This is a genomic window from Paenibacillus sp. JT31N17, from assembly GCF_056269255.1.
Genome location: NZ_JBWDNP010000002.1, coordinates 731,869 through 752,908, shown reverse-complemented (window position 1 = coordinate 752,908; position 21,040 = coordinate 731,869). Strand labels below are relative to the sequence as shown.

General features: G+C 49.9%; 17 protein-coding genes and 1 pseudogene. 3 read left to right on the top strand and 15 right to left on the bottom strand.

The annotated features are described in order from the left end of the window. Positions 1 to 24: 24 nt before the first annotated feature. Together AC0YOB_RS10800 and AC0YOB_RS10795 are read left to right on the top strand one after the other, a co-directional pair. Positions 25 to 288: pseudogene (locus tag AC0YOB_RS10800) on the top strand (helix-turn-helix domain-containing protein); the annotation flags it as partial. A 237-nt stretch (positions 289 to 525) separates the two neighbouring features. Further along, on the top strand, positions 526 to 1,146 hold the full coding sequence (locus AC0YOB_RS10795; protein WP_475792842.1) for a cysteine hydrolase family protein: 621 nt from the start codon (positions 526 to 528) through the stop codon (positions 1,144 to 1,146). A 351-nt stretch (positions 1,147 to 1,497) separates the two neighbouring features. On the opposite strand, the gene AC0YOB_RS10790 is transcribed toward AC0YOB_RS10795, so the two are convergent. The 4 genes from AC0YOB_RS10790 to AC0YOB_RS10775 form a co-directional block, all read right to left on the bottom strand. Further along, complete coding sequence (locus tag AC0YOB_RS10790; protein WP_475792841.1) at positions 1,498 to 2,424, bottom strand: SDR family NAD(P)-dependent oxidoreductase; 927 nt, start codon at positions 2,422 to 2,424, stop codon at positions 1,498 to 1,500. A 211-nt stretch (positions 2,425 to 2,635) separates the two neighbouring features. Further along, positions 2,636 to 2,839 (bottom strand): hypothetical protein, encoded by a 204-nt coding sequence (locus tag AC0YOB_RS10785; protein ID WP_475792840.1) that lies wholly within the window; start codon positions 2,837 to 2,839, stop codon positions 2,636 to 2,638. 262 nt (positions 2,840 to 3,101) lie between these two features. Then, positions 3,102 to 3,314, bottom strand: a complete 213-nt coding sequence (locus AC0YOB_RS10780) for a GNAT family N-acetyltransferase (RefSeq protein WP_475792996.1) — start codon at positions 3,312 to 3,314, stop codon at positions 3,102 to 3,104. A gap of 50 nt (positions 3,315 to 3,364) precedes the next feature. Then, positions 3,365 to 3,967, bottom strand: a complete 603-nt coding sequence (locus tag AC0YOB_RS10775; protein WP_475792839.1) for a nucleotidyltransferase domain-containing protein — start codon at positions 3,965 to 3,967, stop codon at positions 3,365 to 3,367. A gap of 402 nt (positions 3,968 to 4,369) precedes the next feature. On the opposite strand from AC0YOB_RS10775, the gene AC0YOB_RS10770 reads away from it, so the two are divergent. Continuing rightward, positions 4,370 to 5,476, top strand: a complete 1,107-nt coding sequence (locus AC0YOB_RS10770; protein ID WP_475792838.1) for an acyltransferase — start codon at positions 4,370 to 4,372, stop codon at positions 5,474 to 5,476. Between the two features lie 9 nt (positions 5,477 to 5,485). Here AC0YOB_RS10770 and AC0YOB_RS10765 read toward each other — a convergent pair whose 3' ends face one another. The 11 genes from AC0YOB_RS10765 to AC0YOB_RS10715 form a co-directional block, all read right to left on the bottom strand. Beyond that, entirely contained in the window at positions 5,486 to 6,310 is an 825-nt protein-coding gene (locus tag AC0YOB_RS10765; protein ID WP_475790098.1) for a carbohydrate ABC transporter permease, read from the bottom strand. Then, entirely contained in the window at positions 6,307 to 7,191 is an 885-nt protein-coding gene (locus AC0YOB_RS10760; protein WP_475792837.1) for a carbohydrate ABC transporter permease, read from the bottom strand. Before AC0YOB_RS10760 ends, AC0YOB_RS10765 begins: the two co-directional genes overlap by 4 nt. 63 nt (positions 7,192 to 7,254) lie before the next feature. After that, complete coding sequence (locus AC0YOB_RS10755; protein WP_475792836.1) at positions 7,255 to 8,529, bottom strand: ABC transporter substrate-binding protein; 1,275 nt, start codon at positions 8,527 to 8,529, stop codon at positions 7,255 to 7,257. Between the two features lie 153 nt (positions 8,530 to 8,682). Then, entirely contained in the window at positions 8,683 to 10,194 is a 1,512-nt protein-coding gene (locus AC0YOB_RS10750) for a helix-turn-helix domain-containing protein (protein ID WP_475792835.1), read from the bottom strand. Continuing rightward, positions 10,194 to 12,035 carry a cache domain-containing sensor histidine kinase gene (locus tag AC0YOB_RS10745; protein WP_475792834.1) on the bottom strand — a complete coding sequence of 614 codons (1,842 nt, stop codon included), beginning with the start codon at positions 12,033 to 12,035 and terminating at the stop codon, positions 10,194 to 10,196. Before AC0YOB_RS10745 ends, AC0YOB_RS10750 begins: the two co-directional genes overlap by 1 nt. A 71-nt stretch (positions 12,036 to 12,106) precedes the next feature. After that, positions 12,107 to 13,786, bottom strand: coding sequence for an extracellular solute-binding protein (locus AC0YOB_RS10740; RefSeq protein WP_475792833.1), 1,680 nt, complete (start codon positions 13,784 to 13,786; stop codon positions 12,107 to 12,109). A gap of 30 nt (positions 13,787 to 13,816) precedes the next feature. After that, positions 13,817 to 16,174, bottom strand: a complete 2,358-nt coding sequence (locus AC0YOB_RS10735) for a helix-turn-helix domain-containing protein (RefSeq protein WP_475792832.1) — start codon at positions 16,172 to 16,174, stop codon at positions 13,817 to 13,819. Between the two features lie 197 nt (positions 16,175 to 16,371). Next, positions 16,372 to 17,253, bottom strand: a complete 882-nt coding sequence (locus AC0YOB_RS10730) for a carbohydrate ABC transporter permease (RefSeq protein WP_210037521.1) — start codon at positions 17,251 to 17,253, stop codon at positions 16,372 to 16,374. Positions 17,254 to 17,265: 12 nt separating this feature from the next. After that, positions 17,266 to 18,144 carry an ABC transporter permease gene (locus AC0YOB_RS10725; RefSeq protein ID WP_210037657.1) on the bottom strand — a complete coding sequence of 293 codons (879 nt, stop codon included), beginning with the start codon at positions 18,142 to 18,144 and terminating at the stop codon, positions 17,266 to 17,268. Positions 18,145 to 18,305: 161 nt separating this feature from the next. Further along, entirely contained in the window at positions 18,306 to 19,949 is a 1,644-nt protein-coding gene (locus AC0YOB_RS10720; protein WP_475792831.1) for an extracellular solute-binding protein, read from the bottom strand. Between the two features lie 530 nt (positions 19,950 to 20,479). Further along, positions 20,480 to 21,031: a GNAT family N-acetyltransferase gene (locus tag AC0YOB_RS10715; RefSeq protein ID WP_475792830.1), complete on the bottom strand. Its 552-nt coding sequence runs from the start codon at positions 21,029 to 21,031 to the stop codon at positions 20,480 to 20,482. Between the last annotated feature and the right edge of the window lie 9 nt (positions 21,032 to 21,040).

The following is a 21,040-nucleotide window of genomic DNA, read 5'->3' as shown; positions in this document are numbered from 1 at the left end:
AACAGATGCTGGGGTAGTTATACCAACATGAGCGTTTCGGGACTGCAGCATAAGTTCAAGGCCATCACGACGATGGGCCCGTTGCAATATCAGAAGCAGCTCTGCCTTCAGGAAGCAAGGCGCCTGATGTTAAGCGGCTCGATGGATGTCACGACTGCCGCATTGGAGGTCGGCTATGAAAGCCCATCGCAATTCAACCGTGAATACCGGCGGTTATTCGGCCTCCCGCCTCATCAAGATATCAAAACCGTGCAAAAATCCGCGACTGGCGCTTTGGATTTACGCTAATCGAAAAAATCATCGTTCTCATCTCGCCGAATTGTCCGCCCTGAATCCTCTAATTAATAAAAGAAGATTGCTTGTGGCACATTCCAAAGAACCCCTAGACTTCTCAAGGGGTTTAGGCTGATTCATTAGGTTACATAGTATTAATTATGCGCCATCAAAAAATAGAATATGTCCAAGACTCCATTAATATATATTCATAAAAGATAGATATTGTGAATTGTGAATTGGAGGAGAACAATGTTTAAATCTCATCCTGCTAATACAGCAATTGTCATAACGGACCCACAAAATGACTTTCTTTCACCTGGAGGGAAAGGTTACTATTTAACTAAAAATATTATTGAGCATTACAACACATTAGGAAACCTTGAGATTCTAATAAGCACCGCCATGAGTAAAGGATATCAGCTTTTTGTATCCCCTCATTATATATATCCGCATGATTATGGTTGGCAATTTACTGGAGCTGAGCAAGACATGTTATTAAAGCTTCGGGTCTTTCAAAAAAATCATGACCACATCTCTGTGGGAGCTGACTGGGTTCCATCACTTAAGCCATACATTTTGGCAAACCAAACAATCGTTGCTACCGCCCATAAGGTTGCCAGTCCGCAGAACAATGATCTCGTTTACCAGTTGCGTCAGCATAGAAAAGAAAAGGTCATTTTGGCAGGTGTCCTATCAAACATTTGTGTAGAATCGCATATGAGAGACTTAATTGAAAATGGATTCCAAACCGCTGTTGTATATGATGCCACTGCAGCTATAAGCGAGAAGGATTTTCAAGCAGCAATTACAAATTTTCAGGCATTCAGCAGTGCTACGTGGTCAACTCAACAGGCGATCTCTCAATTATAAATCTATCCAATAACTCTCCCAGAGGAAATTCTTGTTGAAACATTCCTAGATGGCGTCTGTTATTTAACTTGATAGTTGGAAATATAGCGACGGTATTGTGTCAGTCCAGACGGATGAAAAACTTCTGGGCTATCCCTCTGAGAAATTCGTCATCATCGGTTTCCTGCTTTTTCTTAACGATTTCCAAGCTCGGTTCCAGAAACGGCCAGATAGCGCAACCGACTGGACTTGTCGGTTGCCGCCTCGTAAATGACTTCTGCGGTATATTCCTGCTCTCCCGATTCCCGATGAAGCGCCGGTGATTAAAATCGTTTTCATTATGATTCTCCTCGATGTTTTCATAGACGTTTTTCAAAAATCAGTTTTGGTCGCCAAGTATTTCCAGGATTGCATTTCTTGTTTTACATTGGCAACTTTCTGATCCGCCACTCCATACGCATCCGCTCCCAGAAAAAGATGAACCGGAGGATACTCGGACTCGGAAACTCGAATCAAAACATCCATTCCTTTATTCGGGTCGCCAGGTTGATTCTTATCATAACTCCGGATGCCGGATTCCTGGTTCTTTCTTATTGTCTCATAATCGGCGATAGGATTGCCTCCAGCACGAATCGATCCTTCAGAGAAAAAGCTGGTGCGGAAGAAGCCAGGCTTAACCGATGTGACAAAGATTCCTAAAGGCGCTACTTCCTGCGCCAAAGATTCACTCATTCCATCTACGGCAAACTTTGTAGCGCTATATACGCCGGTGGCAGCCATCCCTTGATATCCGGCTATCGAGGATATATTAAAAATATGACCTGACCTTTGTTTCCGCAGCTGGGGAAGCGCATGTCTTATTACATTAAACGTTCCAAATACATTGACTTCAAAGTTTTGCCGAATAAGATGATCTGGAACTTCCTCTATTGGTCCAACCTGGCAGTATCCTGCATTATTAACAACTACATCCAATCGGCCAAACCGCTTAATTGTGGCATCAATCGCGGTTTTGACATCTGAATCATTTGTTATATCCATTTGAAGCGGAAAAAAGTTGTCGTGCAGACCAACGGACAGCTCAAGATCTTTAACCACTCTTGAAGTGGCTGCTACAATATACCCCCTATCCATCAGTGTCTTAACTAAAGTTAATCCGAATCCTTTGGAAGATCCCGTAACGAACCAGACCTTTTTCTGTGACATCCTTACCATTCCCTTCAGAATTCTTGATTCACTTTTTTTACTCAAATGTCTTCCTAGATTCATTTCATTGACAAAAATAATAACGGATAGCATCTTATATCACTCTAATTGTTAAAATTAATCCTATACTCCACTCGACTCTTTGCTCCAACGCTTAATATACCTGTAATTGAATGGTATCCATGTCCAGAGCATTTGACCATCTCATGTTGGGTGAGTTATTTTGAAAACAGTCCATCGTCGTATATGATGAGCACTTTGACTACCTTGATTTCCTAAACAAACGGGGAAACAAAAGAACCTTTCAAACTTCCGTTCGGACAAGAAATGCAGCCGTACCGTTCACGCGGATTGCCTCAGCTGTTTGGATACCAAGAACCTCGGTCGCTTTTGGTTTCTGCCAGCTCACTCGTTTAGTTCGAATGCGCTGCCCTGTTCTACGGTTAATGCGGCTTTTATTTTCATCAATATCTTTCCTCCAGCTGGTATTTATGCCTTTCAGCAACAATCTTCAACTCCCTTCTTATTATAAAAACAATAATTATCGCATGTATTTAGAGATCCTAGCCATCCTTTTGCATTATTCAGCCACGAGTAGTAGGAGTAAGAAACTTATGCTAGACGTTGCAAACGGGCAAACTTTACAACCGTTAGCACATTAAAGCAGCAAAAAAAAGCAAGTCATGAGGACTTGCCTTATAGCTTTAATACAATTCGAACTACTCTTTAGAATATGCCCGTCAAAGTCGTCATCAAACTCTTCGACAATCTCAAATTTCTTTGCTTCGTAGAACCTTCTGCCAATTACATTTTTCCCTTTTAACATTAATGTAGACTTCTTTTGCTCCATGGGAATTTTTAATTCCTTCTTGTAGCAGTGCTGAACCTATCCCTGTTCCTTGATGTTCCGGATAAAGATAAATAGCCCCTAATTCTACTTTCCCATCTTCTCTTACAAATGAAAAATTGGCGAATCCAACTATCTTCCCGTTAAGTTCGGCAACGTATAGAAGCGAGCTGCTTGCACTTTAATTTAAAGAAAACTGACCCAGGCATGACCTTCTGGAAATTGCCGGTTTAAAGAAGTTTTCAGCCATGCTTTTTCTTGTGGTAGAAGTGACGGAAGCATTGTTTGAAAATCACTATAATCCTTTTCGCGTACTTGCGAACCACCTGCTTTATGGAGAAGTTGGATTTCAGGTCTCAAATAAGGTATGCCTTCAACAGTTCTCAAAAAAATTTCATCAAGTGGTCTTCTAACTGATTTATCCCTCTTATAAATCCAAGAATCTTCTTCGGCATCAATTATCATTATTTGAAAAGCCCAAGGCGACTCGCTGCTCTTACTAACCCATATGTCGTTTGTCGAGTTCAAATACTCTCCATCTTCCCAAAGATCAAGCTTACCATTCTCCGCCTTGTATAACTTCCAATCACGTATTAAATACTGATAGGCGGTTAATTGCTCATCTCGAGTGATAATAACATCTATATCGCCATGTTCCCTTGTTTGCTTGCATAGATGCAAATCTAAAGCCCAACCCCCAGCGACACACCAAAAAAGAGGCATGTCAGAAAACACTTTATTTATTTCCGACACAGTTATTGGCTTCCAATTGCTTATATCCGTCCTCAAGCGCCTATTTCCTCCCATTTTACGTTTTATAGTTTTAGGTTTCTTAAACCCTGCGCTATTTTTTGCAAAGTTATCATTAGTTCCTCTTCAGACAAACTCAAATTTTTTTTATTGAAACTATTTCGCCTCGAGTAAGTCCGTTTCCCGCCACCGCCTCCTAAGATATTTACATTCCTAAAAAGTTAGACGCGGCCTAAAAGGAAAAGTTTTCTAATCGGAATCTGTCAGAAATGAGAATAAGGGGACCAGGAGAAATGAATATGTCCAGGGGAGTTTTCGGGCATACTGGCTAGAAGATTCTGTAAGCTGATTCGAAGGGCGCGCTGGATGTCCATATGTAAGTAGCTAATCTTTCGTTGGAGGTAATATTCAGGATATAGATCAACTGCTATCGGAGGGCGTATGGTGAGAGAAAAACTTACTTATCTCGAAATATTAAGGGGATTTGCGATTCTGGCCGTTTTGGCGATTCATACGACGTCGTCCGCGATCACTGAGCTGTCGACGGCTTCGTCACTTTTTCCCGTCTACAAGATTATTAATGCAGCCTCGCATTTTGCCGTGCCGGCCTTTCTCTTCCTGAGCTCGCTCCTGCTTTTTTATCATTATGATGAGAGAACGAAGCAAAACTGGCTCGTTTTTTACCGTAAGCGGCTGAAAACCATCCTTATTCCCTACTTGATCTGGTCCGTGTTCTACTCAGCTGCCGACTCATACGTCAAGCATGTGTCCGCGGAAGACAGCCTGCTCGGCTTTGTTAAGGGACTGCCGTTCGGCGGCAGTTACCCCCATCTGTACTTCATCATTGTCATCGCCCAATTTTACCTGGCATTCCCGCTCTTTCATTTGCTGTTTCGGATCCGATTCGTCAAGAACCATCCATTGCTGTGCGGCGCAGCAGCCCAAACCGCCTTTTACCTGTTAAATTATTACGCTCTTGATATGAAAGGGGTCGGCTCGTTCATCGGCTCGTACCTGCTCTATTTTTTTCTGGGCGCTTATGCGGCCGGAAAATTGAAAACCATTACGGCAGGCGGCAAGGATTGGCGGAGATGGTGCCTTTTTGCCGGATTTATCATCTCCGCCGTTATCTATGTCGGCCAGATGTGGCTGCAGAAAACAAATCCGCAATGGATTCCGCAGCCGTATTACTCTTATCTCAATTTCGTTTCCGACTACTCCTACGCCGCAATCAGCTGCATCGTTCTGCTGCAGGCTGCATCGCTGCTGGAAGGAGGACGTCTTCATCTTTCGCGAAATACGCTGCTTTCGATCGGCACGTACTCATTCGGCATCTATTTCATCCATCCATTCTTCCTGCTCCTTTGGCGTCAGGAAGTGATGATCCACGGCGCGATATCCTATCATCTGCTCATATGGGCAGGAGGAGCTGTCGCATTCATTCTTTCATGGCTGATTACAATCGCCGTTCAGAAATCGCGCCTCGGCGTGTACATCGTCGGGAAATCGGATAGTCGCAGACTTTCTCCTGCGTCTTCAACGACGTGACATCGTTGACTACCCTTTTACCGCTCCGCCTACGATGCCTTTCACAATCTGCTTCTGCATGAGGATGAAGAAGATAAAGATCGGAATAAGCGTTATAACGGTCATGGTCATGAACAAAGGCCAATTCACCGAGAACTCTCCCTTTGCCTTGTAGATTTCCAGAACAAGCGTAGAGTTGCTGCGGGAGCCCAGAAACAGCATCGGGGCCAGAAAGTCATTCCAGATCCACATCGTCTGGAAGATGATGCTCGTGACGGTGATCGGCTTGAGCAGGGGAAGAATAATCCGCCAGAATATTCCCCATATCGAGCTTCCATCAATAATGGCGGCCTCCGACAGCTCTTTCGGGATCGTTTTCATATAACCGAGCATCAGGAAGAAGACGAACACCGCCCCCCCTGTATACAAGGCAATCAGTCCGTAAAGGCGGTCGACGAGGTTCAAATCGGTCATCAGCTGAAATAATGGAATCAGCGTCGTCTGGAAAGGAATCATGAAGCCAAGCAGCAAATAAAGCATGACATAGTGATTCAGACGTCCCGGGTTGAAGACGACCGGGTAAGCCGCCATTGCGCCAATCAGCACCATCAGCAGGACGGACACGACAGTCACGACCAGGCTGTTGCCGAAGCTTTGGACGATGGAAGTCTGCTCGAACACCTGGGCGTAATTCGAGAAATCCCAGGTCGTCGGCAGGCTCATCGGTCTGGCCGCCGTTTCCTGCTCGCTCTTGAATGTGTTGACGATAACCAGGTAGAACGGAAAGAACGTCAGCAATCCGACCGGCAGCATCAGAATGTCAAACCACCAATTTCTTCTCACTGCGCCCGTCATTGGATCCGATCCTCCCTTTTCTGCATCAGGGTAACCTGGAAATAGGCGATAACCAATACAATCAGGAAGAAAACAATGGATATCGCGGAAGCCAGCCCATACTGGGTCTCCGTGATGCCGCGCAGCACGATGACCTGTGTAATCGTATGGGTTTCGAAGCCGGGTCCGCCCTTCGTCAAGGCAAAAGGCACTTCATAGACTTTGAGCCCCCCTGTAAGAAGCAGCATGACGCTTACCGTCATGGCTGGCGCAAGCAGCGGCAGCGTAATATAGCGGATCTGCTGCCGGCGGTTGGCCCCGTCTATCGAGGCGGCTTCATAATAATCCCTGGAAATCGATTGAAGGAAGGCCAGATACAGCACGGCATGCCAGCCCACTGCCGCCCAGGCAGCCACAACAATGGTAGACAGCTTGGCCAGAAGCGGATCCGACAGCCACGGCTGTGGGCCGGCATGGAAGACTTCACGCAGCACCGTGTTGAGAACGCCGGATGGAACGGGCGACAGGATAAATCCCCATATGAAAGCCAGCAAAAGGCCGCTCGGAATGGATGGGAAAAAGAAGATGGCCCGGTGCAAATTTCTTGTCATAAATTTCTGATCCAGTATGAGAGCCAGCGGTATGGCCAATATCGTGATCAGCAGGGTGCTCAGCAGTGCAAACAGCAGGGTGAACGAGATGCCCGATACGATGGCGTCGTCGGTAAATAATTGCATATAATTTTTTAGTCCGGTAAAAGCATAATTCTTGTCATACCCGTCAAAATCCGTGAAGCTCAGGATCAGAGAGCGAATTAACGGATAGATCGTGAATAGCGTGTAGACCAGCAGGATCGGAAGCAGAAAAATCTGGTACTGTAGCAGTCGAAGAACCTTAGTCACGATTGTCTCCTCTCAGCAGCCGAAAGAGCAGCAGGTTTCCCTATTGCCCTGACGCGTTGACTGTTATTTATTTTCCATTTCCTCGAACTTTTTATCGATCGCTTCCGCTGCTTGCTCCGGTGTTATTTTGCCGACTGCCATATCCTGTGTCGAGATGACGAATTGATTGCGGAGCGCTTCCTGATGACGCGGCCACGTTACCATCGGCAGGTAGACGTTTCCTTTCATCAGCCCTTCTTCAAAAGCGGTTTGCAGCGCCGGATGCACCTTGGCCTCGAAGTCCTTAACCGTTATCAACGCCCCCGTTCCGTCATAAAACAGCTGCAGCCCTTCCTGCGTGCTTAAATATTCGATGAACTGCAGCGCTTCCTCCTGATGCTTGCTGGCGGTATTGACCGCAAACCCGACGCCTGGCGCTCCTACATAATAATTCGCGCCCTGCTTCGGACCCGGTATAGGCATCATGCTGAAGTTCAGCCCCTCCGTTGCCTCCAGCTTGGCGATGCTCCATGGACCGCCGAAGAACATCGCGACGTTGCCCAGCGTGAATTCACTCTCAATCTGATCGCCTGTCAGACCGATCATATCCGGTGTCAGTATCTGGGTGTCGATCAGATCCTTTTTCCATAGCTTGAACACTTCCGTCCAGCCTTCGGCGAATGTTTTTTCTCCGGTAAAGATTTTGTCATCAAAATTTGCGTCTGCCGCGAGGGTCATGTTGCCGTACAGCGCGGAATGAATCTGGGTGAGGTCCTGCATATTGTCATAGATCGGAGTAATGCCGGCTTCCTTGAGCTTCAGACAGAGGGCGACGAATTCATCCCAGTTTTCCGGCAGCTTCTCAATTCCCGCCTTCGTGAACAGGTCTTTGTTATAATACCAGCCGCCAACCCAGCCGTTCTGCGTATATGCATAGGTTTTGCCGTTTTTGCTGAGCATTGGCTTGTTGCTGTCCAGCATCGTTTCCATGAATGGAAAATCCGTCAGATCCAGCGCATGACCGCCGTCGATAATTTCATTCCGGTTTTCGGCGGCAATCATGAAAATGTCCGTAGCCGATTCCGACAACAGCATCGTCTGGAGCTTGGCAATATAGTCCTTCACGGGCGGAGCGAATTGAAAATCAATGGAAATATGCGGATACTTCTTCTTGAATCCGTCGAGAACCGGCTTCATTTCGGTTTCATTGTTCCAGGAAAGCAGGCTCAGCTTAACCTTCTCCTCCGTCTGCCCATTGCTGCTTTCCGCCCCCTGCTCATTGCCGCCGGCGCTGCCGCATGCGCTGAGCAGCAAAGCAGTCAATAGAACAATCGGAAGCAGGCTCCTTATTCTTCTCATCGTATTAGTTCCCCCTTCAATACTGGTTGTAAGCACTTACAAGCCATATGATAACTTCTTTGCCGCAACGGGGGAATTCATATTGTTGCATGTTTATTTGTATTTTGTTGCGTAAGCCAGGAGTCATTGGAGCTTCCGGCCGCTGCTCCGGATTCAACTGCCGCTTTCCGCTCCTGCCTTTGCTTGCCGGTACTGCTTGGGGGACAGGTCAAAATGCTTTTTGAAGCTGCGGCTGAAATGGCTCTCGTCGCCAAAGCCGGTTGCAGCAGCAATCGCGCTGTTCTTCATCTCCGTATTGACCAGCATTTCAGCGGCCTTGGACATTCTTGCCTGCATCACATACGTCCAATAATTAATATGCAGCTCCTGCTTGAAGGCTCTGCTTAATTGAAATTTATCCATGTTGAACAGCGTGGCGATCCTTTGCAGCGACAGATCCTCGCCATAATGGAGATCGACGAAATGCTTCACCTGCAGCACCGTTTCACCGGCATGCGGCGCAGCCTCGGATTTATCGGCAATACGGTGAAGCAGGGCTTGAAGGTAATGCTCAAGTCTATCCGCCGTCCGGCAAGCTTTGAGCATGTCGAGTGTTATTCCAGCCCACTCCGTCTTCCCTGCACCGGAGTCATTCAAGGCTTGTCCGGTTCTGTACACATAGTGGAGAATCAGCATATATACGTTTTCCGGATGGAGACGCTTCTCCCGAAAATGATCGAACAGCCCGGATACAAGCTTGCTGACCGAAGCGGATTGAAAGCCATAGGATACCTTCTCCGGAAGCGCGCGCTCATATCTTTGAAGCTCCCTGGTTCTCCAGTCTGTCGTGAAATAGCCTTCCTTGTACAGATTGACCGCTTCCTGCGAATAGAAACGCTGCAGGCCCGCTTCCTCACTCTGCCTGTACAGCTCCGGCAATCTGTCGGGAGTATCAGCTACCGTGCTGATCCCGATTGAAGCCTGTGAATCCGCAAACCGCTCAAGCCATCGATCGGATAATTGCCGATACAACTCCTCCAGCCGCATGGCTGGAACCGGGGCTGTCATTCCCAGCAAGCAGGAATATCCGTCGGGGCTTTTCCGGTGCACGACCGGTATAATCGCATCTTCAAGCCCGGAAATCCACTCGATCAATGACTCGGCGGACGGCTGTCCGCCATCTACATCCAGCAGCATGTATTCCCTTATTTGCAGCGCCTGGAACGAGCGCCCGATCACCTCAAACGATTCTGCCGGACAGGATAAGGACTGAATTATCCGGCCCAGCTCATGAGCGAGCGCTGCTTGCTGCTCATCCTGAATGCTTGCGAGAAGCTCCCTGATGGCACTCGTCAGAAGAGCGACATCCACCGGTTTAAGCAAATACTGGGCTACGCTCAGGTGCAGCGCTTCCCGCGCAAATTCAAATTCGTCATAGGCGCTCAAAATAACCGTCTTCGGTTTTCGGAAGGGCTGCTTCAGCTGCTTCAGCATTTCCAGGCCGTTCATGAAGGGCATCTGCACATCGAGTATCAGCAGATCCGGCATGAATTGTTCAATGATCAGCAGCGTTTCCTTGCTGTCGTAAGCATGTCTGATCTCGGTAATCCCCAACGAGAGCCAGTCTACCATTTTGTCCAGAAAGGTGTGGAGGGAGGCTTGGTCATCGGCTATCAGCAATTTCATTAAAGGTCCCCTTTCCGCAAATCGGCTCCGCCGGGAATGACGGGCAGCAAAATATACAGGGTCGTATGGACATTCTCGTCGCTTCGGATATAAATACCGTAATCATTGCCGAACTTCAGCTTGATCCGGTGGTTGACATTATACAGTCCGATATTGCCCGGCTTTGGGCTGGCAGGATCAATATGCCGCCTCAGCGCCTTCAGACTGTGCCTGTCCATCCCTTTACCCGTATCCCGGATGACGATCAGCAGCCCGCGCTTAACAGAGAGGACGCTTATCCGAATCGCGCCTTCCCGGCGGTTCTCCCCGAAGCCGTGCCGGATCGAATTTTCGGCCATAGGCTGAAGAATGAGCTTCGGAATCTTATAAGCCAGGACCGCAGGATCCGGAATATGAACCGTCACTGTAATCCGATCCTCGTATTTTTTGTTCATGATAAATAAGTAGTCCTTCATATGGGCGAGCTCCGTCGCCAGCTCCGCCATTTCGTCGGATTGCCGCATGGAGTAACGAAACAGGCTGCTTAAGGACAGCACGATCGTATTGGAGGACTGGATATTCCCGCATACGATCTCCGTTTGCAGCAGCTGCAGCGTATTGAACAGAAAGTGAGGATTGATCTGGGATTGAAGAGCCTTGAATTCTTCATCCTTCAAGGCGATCCGGGTCAGGTAATTTTGTTGAATGAGCAGCTCAATGCGGTTCATCAGCTCCTTGAATTTGGTGCCGATATGATTGAGCTCCTGATACCGGTAGTCCCTGTTTTTAACAAATAGCGTGTCATCTCCTCCCATTCTGTCCAGCGTCATCAGCAGCCTGCTGACCGGGCGCGAAATCCGGAAGGTAATAACCACGCTGATCAAGGTATTGAGCAAAATGCAAAGATACAGAATGCGGATCAGATTAGATTTGAGCGGGATGGATTGATCGGAGATTTCCTTCATGGTAACGGTTGCAATCATGGTCAAGCCTTTAATGACGGTAGGCTGATAGATAACGAGATGCTCTTCCCCGTCAATCTCCTCCGTGAAGTTGCCGCCAATATCGGAATCAAGCTTTTCGATCCCCTGGAATTTCAGAGCGTGGCCGATCTGCTCCCTGTCCTGGTGAACGATAATGGTGTGGTTCTCGTCGATCAGGAAGATATTGCCCCTGTTGTGATAGGCGCTCCTCTCGAACATCCCGTTCAGCTTGTTCAGGTCGAGATTGGCGATAACAGAGCCTACCGTGTCCCCCTGAAAACCCTGCACCTTCATGCCAACGGACAAGGTCGGAAGCCCGTATCGGGACGTATCATCCTTTAAATAGTAGTTTTGTACATGTACGCCCAGACTGAAGAAGGTATTGTCCGGATGGGAACGGAAGGATTCCTGTACCCAGGGCTGCTGCCTGAAGGCATAATCCCACTGGAGGGAATTGCGGCCATTCAAGTTGTTCACGTATCCATTCTGGCCGAGAATCAGCACATCGCTGATCAGGGACTGGTACGTATAAATGCCTTTCGTTATTTCGGCAATATTGCGTTCATGCTGAATCAGGTTGATCATCTCCATCTTGCCTGCCTCGCGCATAAGCGAAGCGACAGAATAATTCCCTGCCAGGAGGATCAGCGAACGCTTGGTCTCTTCCAGATTGAAGCTCAGGCCCAAGGCGGCCTGCTCCATCACCTTGTTGCTCGAACGGATAATTTCATCCGTCATCATTCTCGTGGAGTCCCGGATAGAGAGCATGCCGAAGAACAGGAGAAGAAGCAGATTAACGATCAAATAGGAAAACAGGATCGTCCGGTAAATCGTTCGATTAAAAATAAAATGCCGAAAAAAACGGAACAATTTCTTCATCAGCCACCTCATTTCATTTTCCATATTCCGCACGATTGCATTATACCAGAACCATTGGCATTATTATGCAGTTACATGCGGTTATACCGCTCCAGCGCCTTCTCCTGAATCTCTATCGCTCTATCAATATGCAGGGCTTTCAGCTGCGCGACATAGGCATCGCAGGCATCCACCGGTTCGATACCAAGGATGATCTTCAGGGACATCTCATCGACAAGCGTCGTCACATCCATCATGATCGCCGACAGCTCCGCGCTTTCCCGTTCCGTCTTCGGAACCGGCGGCAGCAGATGGCTGTCGGCATCCGTATCCGACCAGATGCGCGTCGCCTCCTTCTGCTCGGGCAGTACATAATACTGCTCCAGGTATCGCACATCCTGCACGAAAGGCCCGAAGTAGCTGGCCCTGTTATACATGGCAAGCGCCTGCGAGGGCGCAAGCCTGTCCGGATTGCGGAGGATAAGATCCGTATACGTCGGGTACCCGTCCACCATCGTGTAGCTTATATTCTCTATTCCGAAGTTAAAGAACAGATGTCCCTCCGGGCTGTAGCCGTAGTCCAGCATCCGGACCGCTTCCTCGACATTGCCGCTCCTGCTGGAGATGGCAACGCCGCCGCTGCCCGAGTACAAATTGGTCCGCTGTCCGAACTTCGGGCGGTCACCCTTGTTCAGCACGGGATAAGGAGCCGCAACGAACCTCGCGTTCGGGTCCCGCTCCTGTACAATCGGCTGCCAGGTACCGATTCCCGCTCCCGCATTCCATATGCTCGCGCCGCTTCTCCCCGATATCATATTGGAATCGAGCGTCTTCGTATCGACCGTCGCAATGTTCCGGTCGAGCAGTCCCTCTTCATACCACTTGCGGAACAGAGCGAGGAATTGCTTATAACCCGGCTCAAGCGGTCCGAACTTCACCTCTCCCTGATCCAGGTAGAAACCTTTCTTAATGCCGAAAGCACCTACGAAAGCGCCGTTCTCGATACCGAATAACGGGCTTGGCACGCCCAGGAATGTCAGCGGCGCCTGGACGCCCTTCTTCTCCTTGAAGCCCTTCAGGGCGGTATGCCATTCATCAATGGTAGCCGGCACCGGAAGGCCCAGCTCATCCAGCCAATCCTTGCGGATAACCGGTCCCTGGTAAGTGCGCAGCCTGTCGTCTCCCTGGATGAACGGAAAGACGTAATAGCTGCCGTCTGCCGTCTTGACCTGTTTATCGATCTCCGGGTGCCCGCCAAGATATTTTTTGAGATTGGGGGCATAACGCTCGATGGCTTCGTTCAGTCTGAGGATATAACCGTCCTTAATGGCTTTCTCCGGCCCGCCGGGAAAGCTTGCCCATTCGTATTCGATCATGTCCGGCAGCTCGCCCGAAGCGAGGAGCACATTCATCGCTTCCTTCGCCTGATTTGCCGGAGGCTGGATAAATTGCAGCTTCACGCCTGTCCGTTTCTGCCATTCCCTGAAGAACGGAATGTCCTCAAAGGAAGGCTTGATGCTGGCCGCATTGCCGTTCAGCTCCGCCCAATAGGTGAGCGTTTTGCCGGTGCGGATCGGATAGCTTCCGATCCCGCCCGTATATCCAGGCAAGCCTGCCCCGGCCCCTTTGCCCGTACCTGTCTGCTGCTCCGGCACGGCATTCCCTTGCGAATACCCGGCAAGCGGAACGGCATCCTGCCGATCGCAGGCGGACAGCAGCAGCGCCGCAGTCAGCAGAAGAGCTATCACTGCGGTAAGACGTGATCCTCTCATTTTCCCAGACCTCCCACTACTTGTCCCGATTTAATGAATTTCCTTATACTTGCCAGGAGTAATGCCTTCATACTTCTTAAACACGCGGATGAAGGTAGCCGCATCGTTGTAGCCGACCAGCCGCGAAATATCCGAGATCGATTCCTGCCTGCTTTTCATCATCCACTTGGCCTGCTTTATCCGGTATTTGTGTATATAGTCCAGAAGCCCTTCGCCGGTCTGTGTCTTGAACAGCTTCGACAGGTAGCTGCCCTTCAGGTCGAAGCGTTCGCCGATCATATTGACATTCAGATTGGAATCCTGATAATGGTCTTCGATATGGTGAGCGACCCTTGCCGTCAGCTCCCGCAGCGATTCCGCCCGCTCGTGCGTCACATTCGTCTCCAGCCTGGCCGCTGCGAAAGCGCATACCTCTTGGAGCAGGGCATGGAGCTCATCCTGCATCTCCTGAATCGTGTCGCATGCGATAATCTGATCCATCCACAAGGGATTGCCGCCCAATACACTGCTGTCTCCGTCGCCCAGCTCGTTAATCGCTTTCACCATTGTCCCTACAAGGTCGAAAATCAGGCATCTGGCAAGCGTCAGCGACATGATCGGCTTGTTGAAGTTCCGGTCCGTAATCTCCTTCATGAATGCGGATGCATGCTCGAAGTCGCCGGCCTTGATCAGATTGATCATCTGCTGCTCCGCCTGGAGCGGGTAATAGTAGCCGAACTGCAAATGATCCGCCGGATCGATCCAGATGTCGTCGTACGTAATAATCCCCTTCTTGCCGAGAACCATCTTGTACTCCATGGCGTCCACCGCCTCCTGATACGCCGCGGCGATGCCGGACAAATTGGCGTGCTTGCCGCCGATCGAGACCGTCAGATCCATCTGATACCGCATGAGGAAGCGCTGGGCCTCCCCGGCAATCATACGCAGCTCATCCTTATAGCGCCCGTCATCGGGCTCCGCCAGATTAACCAGGCAAACCATCATATCGTCCACTTCGGCCACGTAACCCGCATGACGATGCTGGCCGGCCAGCTCCTCCACCACATTCGTAATAATAAAATGAATCAGCTTCCGCGTCTCGTTGATATCGATGCCCGGCATATTTTCCGCAAGGCTCCCGTCATTCTCCACGACGAACAGGATAACGGCAAATTCATCGGACAACAGCTTCATGTTGAACGATTTGAAGGCTTCCTCGTAGGGGATCGGCGAATCCAGCTTGCCTTTCATCAGCCGGTTCAGCATGTTCGAGCGGAGCACATTCTGATGAATTTGCAGCTGCAGGGCGATATTCTCCTTCTCGCTTCTGGCAGTGGAGATCGCCCGCTGAATGAAGCTCAGTTCATTCCAGTCCGTCCGCTCCTCATTGGCATTCTTATCGGACAACGACTGTACGAGCTGCTGAATCGGCGAATAGTTGCGGCGCATGAAGAACCAGGTCAATACGCCGGCACCCATAATACTGATGAGAATACTGATATAGGTGAACTGTCTGACATACTCCGCCTTCTCCCAGTAAATGCTGCTGGGGATGACGAGCGCATACTTCAAATCCGATACGGAGGACTGCAGATAAAAGAGCTCCGAGCTGCCATCCTTCGCGGAAGCGGGCATCGTCTGACCGCCACCCTTGATGCGCTCCAGAATATGCTTCTCATCCGCCTGCACCGGCAGGTTGGACAACAGAACCTCATTATCCCGGTTCAGGATCAGCACCTGTCCCCCGCTGAACCCCGATATGCTCTCGATCGCCGCCTGGAACCGGACTGTATCGGCCATGACGACGACCGTTCCCGTTTCCTTGCCGTTCAGGTCCTTGGGCAGACGGGTAATATAGGCGATTGACGTGTTCGGCTTGGCCGAATCAAGATGGGGCAGCACCATGAACTGATTATGCTCCGATCCTCCGATGACCGCGAGCCACTGCTCATACGTCATCTTCCCTGTCTGATGCAGCGTATTGAACGCGGTCTTCATATCCCTGACGTTGCCTGGGCGCAGCACCGAAGCCTCCCGCTCCCAGGTTACATAAAATTCATCGATGGAGGCGTAAGAGGTTTGATACATGCGGAAATCCTTCACCAGCTCGTAGGCGCTGAATTGCGCGCTTCCGTCGGGCATGCTGGAATACATCAAGGTCTGCAGCTTGGCATTCCAGGTCAGCTCCATGTTCAAGCGCTTCATCAGATCGATCTGGTTGTCTATGGTATACCGTACCTGCTTGAGCATGGAATCGTTGGCGCGGTGAATCTCGCTTCTCAGCGCCCCGCTCGACTGTGAATAAACGATGAGGCTGATCAGGATCGGCACGAACAGGACAGCGCTGTAAGAGATAAGCCATGTAAAAATAATACTCTTCCGTTTCTTCCATAACTGTCGGATGTTCAATAGAATCTCCTCACCTAAGCGTAGAGTAACTAACAAGGGGTTACCCGAGTCAGACCCTTATTATACCTATAAATGCAAAGACCGCGGAATATGCAAAACGTTCAAAGCGATTGACGAAACGCACAAAAACCCGAATGGATCCCCTCCATTCGGGTTTTTGAGCCAAGCGGCCGTAACGATTCATATAAATACTGCTTTCAGCCCTTCAATGAGCCGACCATTACCCCTTTGACGAAGAAACGCTGCACAAACGGATATACGCACAGGATCGGCACAGTCGCGACCATGATCGTCGCATATTTGATCGTCTCTCCGATCTGATGGCGGTCGCCCGCCGAGGCCCCTGCCGACATGCTGTCCGTGGAGTTCGCGATCAGAATCTCCCTGAGCACAAGCTGCAGCGGGAACAGCTCGCGGCTCTTGATGAACACGGAAGCGTAGAACCAGCCATTCCACTTGTCTACCGCGTAATAAAGAATCATGACGGCAATTACCGGCATGGACAGCGGAATGATAATACGGAACAGGATCGTAAAATGATTTGCCCCGTCGATCTTTGCCGATTCCTCTAGACTGTCGGGGATGCCCATAAAAGCCGTGCGCATAATGATCAGATTGAATGTGCCGACCGCGAACGGCAGAATGGTCGACCATAACGAATCGAGCAGCCCTACTCCTTTTACGACGAGATAGAGCGGAATCAATCCACCGTGGAAGAACATCGTGAACACGATGAATACCATGAAGCTGTTGTTCCACAGCACATTCTTCCGCGACAGCACATACGCGCCGAGCGCAGTCATGACCAGATTAACCGCAAGACCCGCAAATACGATGAACAGCGTGTTGCGGTAACCGATCAGAATGCCGGGGTTGTTCATGACGCTTTTATAAGCCTCGAAGCTGAAGCCGAGCGGCTTCCACAGAATCCCTTTGTGGATAATGAGCTGCCCCGCCTCGCTGAATGAAGCGAATAATACATACAGCAGCGGATATAAGGTCACAACGACGAGGAAGATCAATACCGCATAGATACCGGCGTCGAACAATCTCTCGAACAGGCCAATCTCTCTTTTCATTGATAGCTCACCTCACCATAAACTGCTTTTGTTGACCTTGCGGCTGATATAGTTCGCGGTTACCAGCAGCGCGAGATTGATGACCGAATTGAACAAGCCGACTGCCGAGCTGTAGCTCCACCCGAATTCCAGCAGGCCCTTGCGGTAGACGAACGAAGAGATCACGTCGGCTTTCTCGTAGGTAATGGGATTGTACAGCAGAATAATCTTCTCGAAACCGACATTCAGCAGATTGCCCATCCGCAGGATGAGCATAATGGCAATCGTAGGCATGATGCCGGGAAGCGTGATGTAGAAAATCTGCTTGAACCGGCTCGCTCCGTCCATTCTCGCCGCCTCATACTGCTCCTGGTCGATGCTCATCAAGGCGGCGATATAAATAATCGACTCCCAGCCGATACGCTGCCAGATCTCGGACAGAATATAGATCGGCCGGAACAGATCCGGCTTCTGGAGCATCGCTTGCCCGTCGTAGCCGAGCAGCATGAACAAACGGTTAATCACGCCGTCGGCATTCGTAAAGTCGGTGATGATCCCGCAGATGACAACGAGCGAGATGAAATAAGGCATATAGGTGATCGTCTGGGCAACACGCTTGAATGCCCTGCTGCGAACCTCGTTAATCAGCAGCGCCAATATGATAGGCGCGGGGAACTCGAAGATGAGAGAATACAAGCTGATGATAATCGTATTCTTAAGGATTCGGACAAAATAATAGCTGTTGAAGAAATCATAGAAATGCTTCAGCCCGACCCAGTCGCTGCCCACAATGCCCTTCATCGGTGAATAATCCTTGAAGGCGATCAGGGCCCCATACATGGGGGCATAATGAAAAATCAGATAATAGGCGATAACGGGAAGCATCATCAGGTACAAATATTTATTCAGCATGAAGTCACGTGCGAACCGGTTCCGGCCTTTCTTGACGAACCGCTGCGTCTGGCCGCTGAGCGGCTTCCTGCTGTTCATCGCTTGCGCTTTTGCCACTTGCATCTTCACCTCCATCCGGATTGAAGGAGAGGGCCGTACCCCCTCCTTCGGATTTTCATTCTTTACCGGCTGTTATAGCGCTCCAGAGCCGCGGTCTGAATGGCAATCGCCCGTTCCAGATTAAGCGACTTCATCTTCGCAACGTAGCTCTCGAACTGATCCAGCGGCTCGGAGCCCAAAATGATTTTCAGCGTCATCTCGTCCACAAGCGTATTTATGTCATTCATAATGGTGGCGAATTCCGAGCTCTCCTCCGGCGTCGGCGTGATCGGAGGCAGGTTGTATTTGTTAGCGTCCGTCTTCTGCCAGGTCGTAACCGCGTCGCGCTGCGTCTGCAGGGCGAAGAATTGCTCGGCGTAACGCTTATCCTGTATGAAAGGGCCGTTGTAGCTGGCGCGGGCATACATGGAGATCGCCTGTGCCGGAGCCAGCTTGTCCGGATTCTTCATCAGCAGGTCGGTATACTTCGGATACCCGTCCTCGAGATTATAGCTGACGCCTTCCGTGCCAAAGTTAAAGAACATCCTGCCTTCCTCGCTGTAGCCGTAGTCCAGCATCCGGACCGCAAGCTCCGGATTCTTCGCAGCCGTCGTTATGGCTACGGTTCCTTCGGAAGCATAAGCCATGCTCTTTTGCCCGAACTTGGGCATATCGCCATGCTTCAATACCGGATATGGAGCGGCCACCAGCACCGCTTCCGGATTGTTCGCTTCCACAAGCGGCTGCCACTTGCCGATGCCGCCGCCCGCATTTCCTATGGTTGCTCCCGTAGCGCCAGAAGCGATGCCGCTGTCGAGCGCCTTCGAATCCGCAGTGGCGACATTCTTATCGATCAGGCCCTTCTGGTACCAATCGCGGAACAAGCTCAGGTATTCCTTGAAGCCGCTCTCCGACGGTCCGAACTTGATCACGCCATCCTCCTGATAGAAGCCGCGGTTCACGCCGAACGCTCCAAGGAACGCTCCGTTGCCGGATTCATTGAAGAAGCGCGGCTTGCTGACAACCGAGAATGGCGCCGCCGCCCCTTTCTTTTCCTTGAAGGCGGTCAAGGCTGCGGTCCACTCGTCGATCGTCTCCGGAACGGAGAGACCCAGCTCGTCCAGCCAGTCCTTGCGGATAATCGGCCCCTGGAACACGCGCAAATATTCGTCTCCCCGGATGAACGGGAAGGCATAGTAGCTGCCGCTGTCGGTTTTGACCATTTTGTCGATGTCCGGATTCTCCTGGAGGAACTTCTTAAGGTTCGGCGCATACTTGTCAATCAGATCGTTCAGCTTGAGGATATAACCGTCATTGATTGCTTTCTCGGGCCCGCCTGGAAAGCCCAGAAAGTTGTATTCGATCATATCCGGCAGGTCGCCGGAAGCCAGCATCACGTTGAGCGCTTCCTGCGTCTGGCCGGTCGGCGGAGCCGTGAACTCGAGCGATACCCCCGTCTTCTTCTGCCAATCCTGGAAGAACGGAATTTCGCTATGCGATGCTTTGACACCGATCAGATTGCCGTTGATCTCTCCCCAGTAGGAGAGCTTCTCGTCCGTCTGTATCGGGTAAGTTGTCGCAGTCGTTTCGGCAGGCGTCTCTGTCTCATTCGCCGGTTTGTCCGTATTCGTATTGCCGCTGCCGGCGTTCCCCCCATTAGAAGAACACGCGATTAATAATGTGCCCAGCATCACAATGCTCAGGGCAGTTGCGAACAGTCTTTTCATTCCCTAACCTCCGTTGGTCGTTTAGTGAGATGCATCTCCTCCACAGACTAACGGATAACCGGCTTCTCCCGATATGAGCAAAAAAGCAAATCCAATGCCGATTTCGTTCCAGGCAGATTGATCATAACGCCAAATGAATTGATCATAACGCAAGAATAATGGCTATCCTTGAAGGCCAAAATCAGTTTCTTATGCTCAGAACGACAAAAAAAACCGCCCCTGTAGGCGGTTTCCTGCGATCCCGTATGAAATTTCATCACTCTGATGCAAAGGCTCCTATTCACCGGCATTCGGACCGGTGTGAGGCAACTTCCGGCTTGCCTGCTTCCTCAAAAGGAGTCGAATGAATTTGATTTTCTCCATAAACGTCTTCTATAAAACTCATAAGCCGGCGCAAGTACAATAATCGAGACTCCAATTATTTTTAAAACAATCAAGGTTATTACCTCCCCCCTGATTATCAATCGCGCTAATCAAAATAATTCTACGTCAAGAAGCCGTTTCCTCCATACCTGCTTTGTGTCAGCCACTTATTTTTTCAGCTGGTCATATTCGCTCCGGAGCAGTCCGTAGACAAGCTCATCATAATGCTGTCCCTTCGTGAACAGCATATTTCTAAGTCTTCCTTCCTGCTGGAACCCAAGATGCTCCTGCAGCGCTTTGGAGCTTTCGTTAAAAGCATAAACATGCGCCGTTGCTTTCTGGTAGCGCAGCTCCTCAAAATAATACCGCAGCAGCAGCCTGACAGCCTCTGCTGCGTAACCCTTCCGCCAGTGCTCCCGAAATATCGCAACACCGTACTTAAAGGTTCCATGCCTTGCATCACAGCTGTGGGTATTGATGCTTCCGACCAACTCGCCCTCATGTGTTTCAATGGCCAGCATAATATTATCGTTATCAGGGCCGAGAGAGGCTTGATTATCCGCCCATGACCGGGTGCCTTCTTCCGATCTCGGGAAGTGTGTGACATCACACAGCCTGGCGGTTTCAGTATCATAGTCATTGTGATGAAACTTCTCCCAATCACCAGGTACTATTGAACGTAATCTTACTTTGCTGCCTGTCCAAATGTTCTCTACCATAATAGTCAC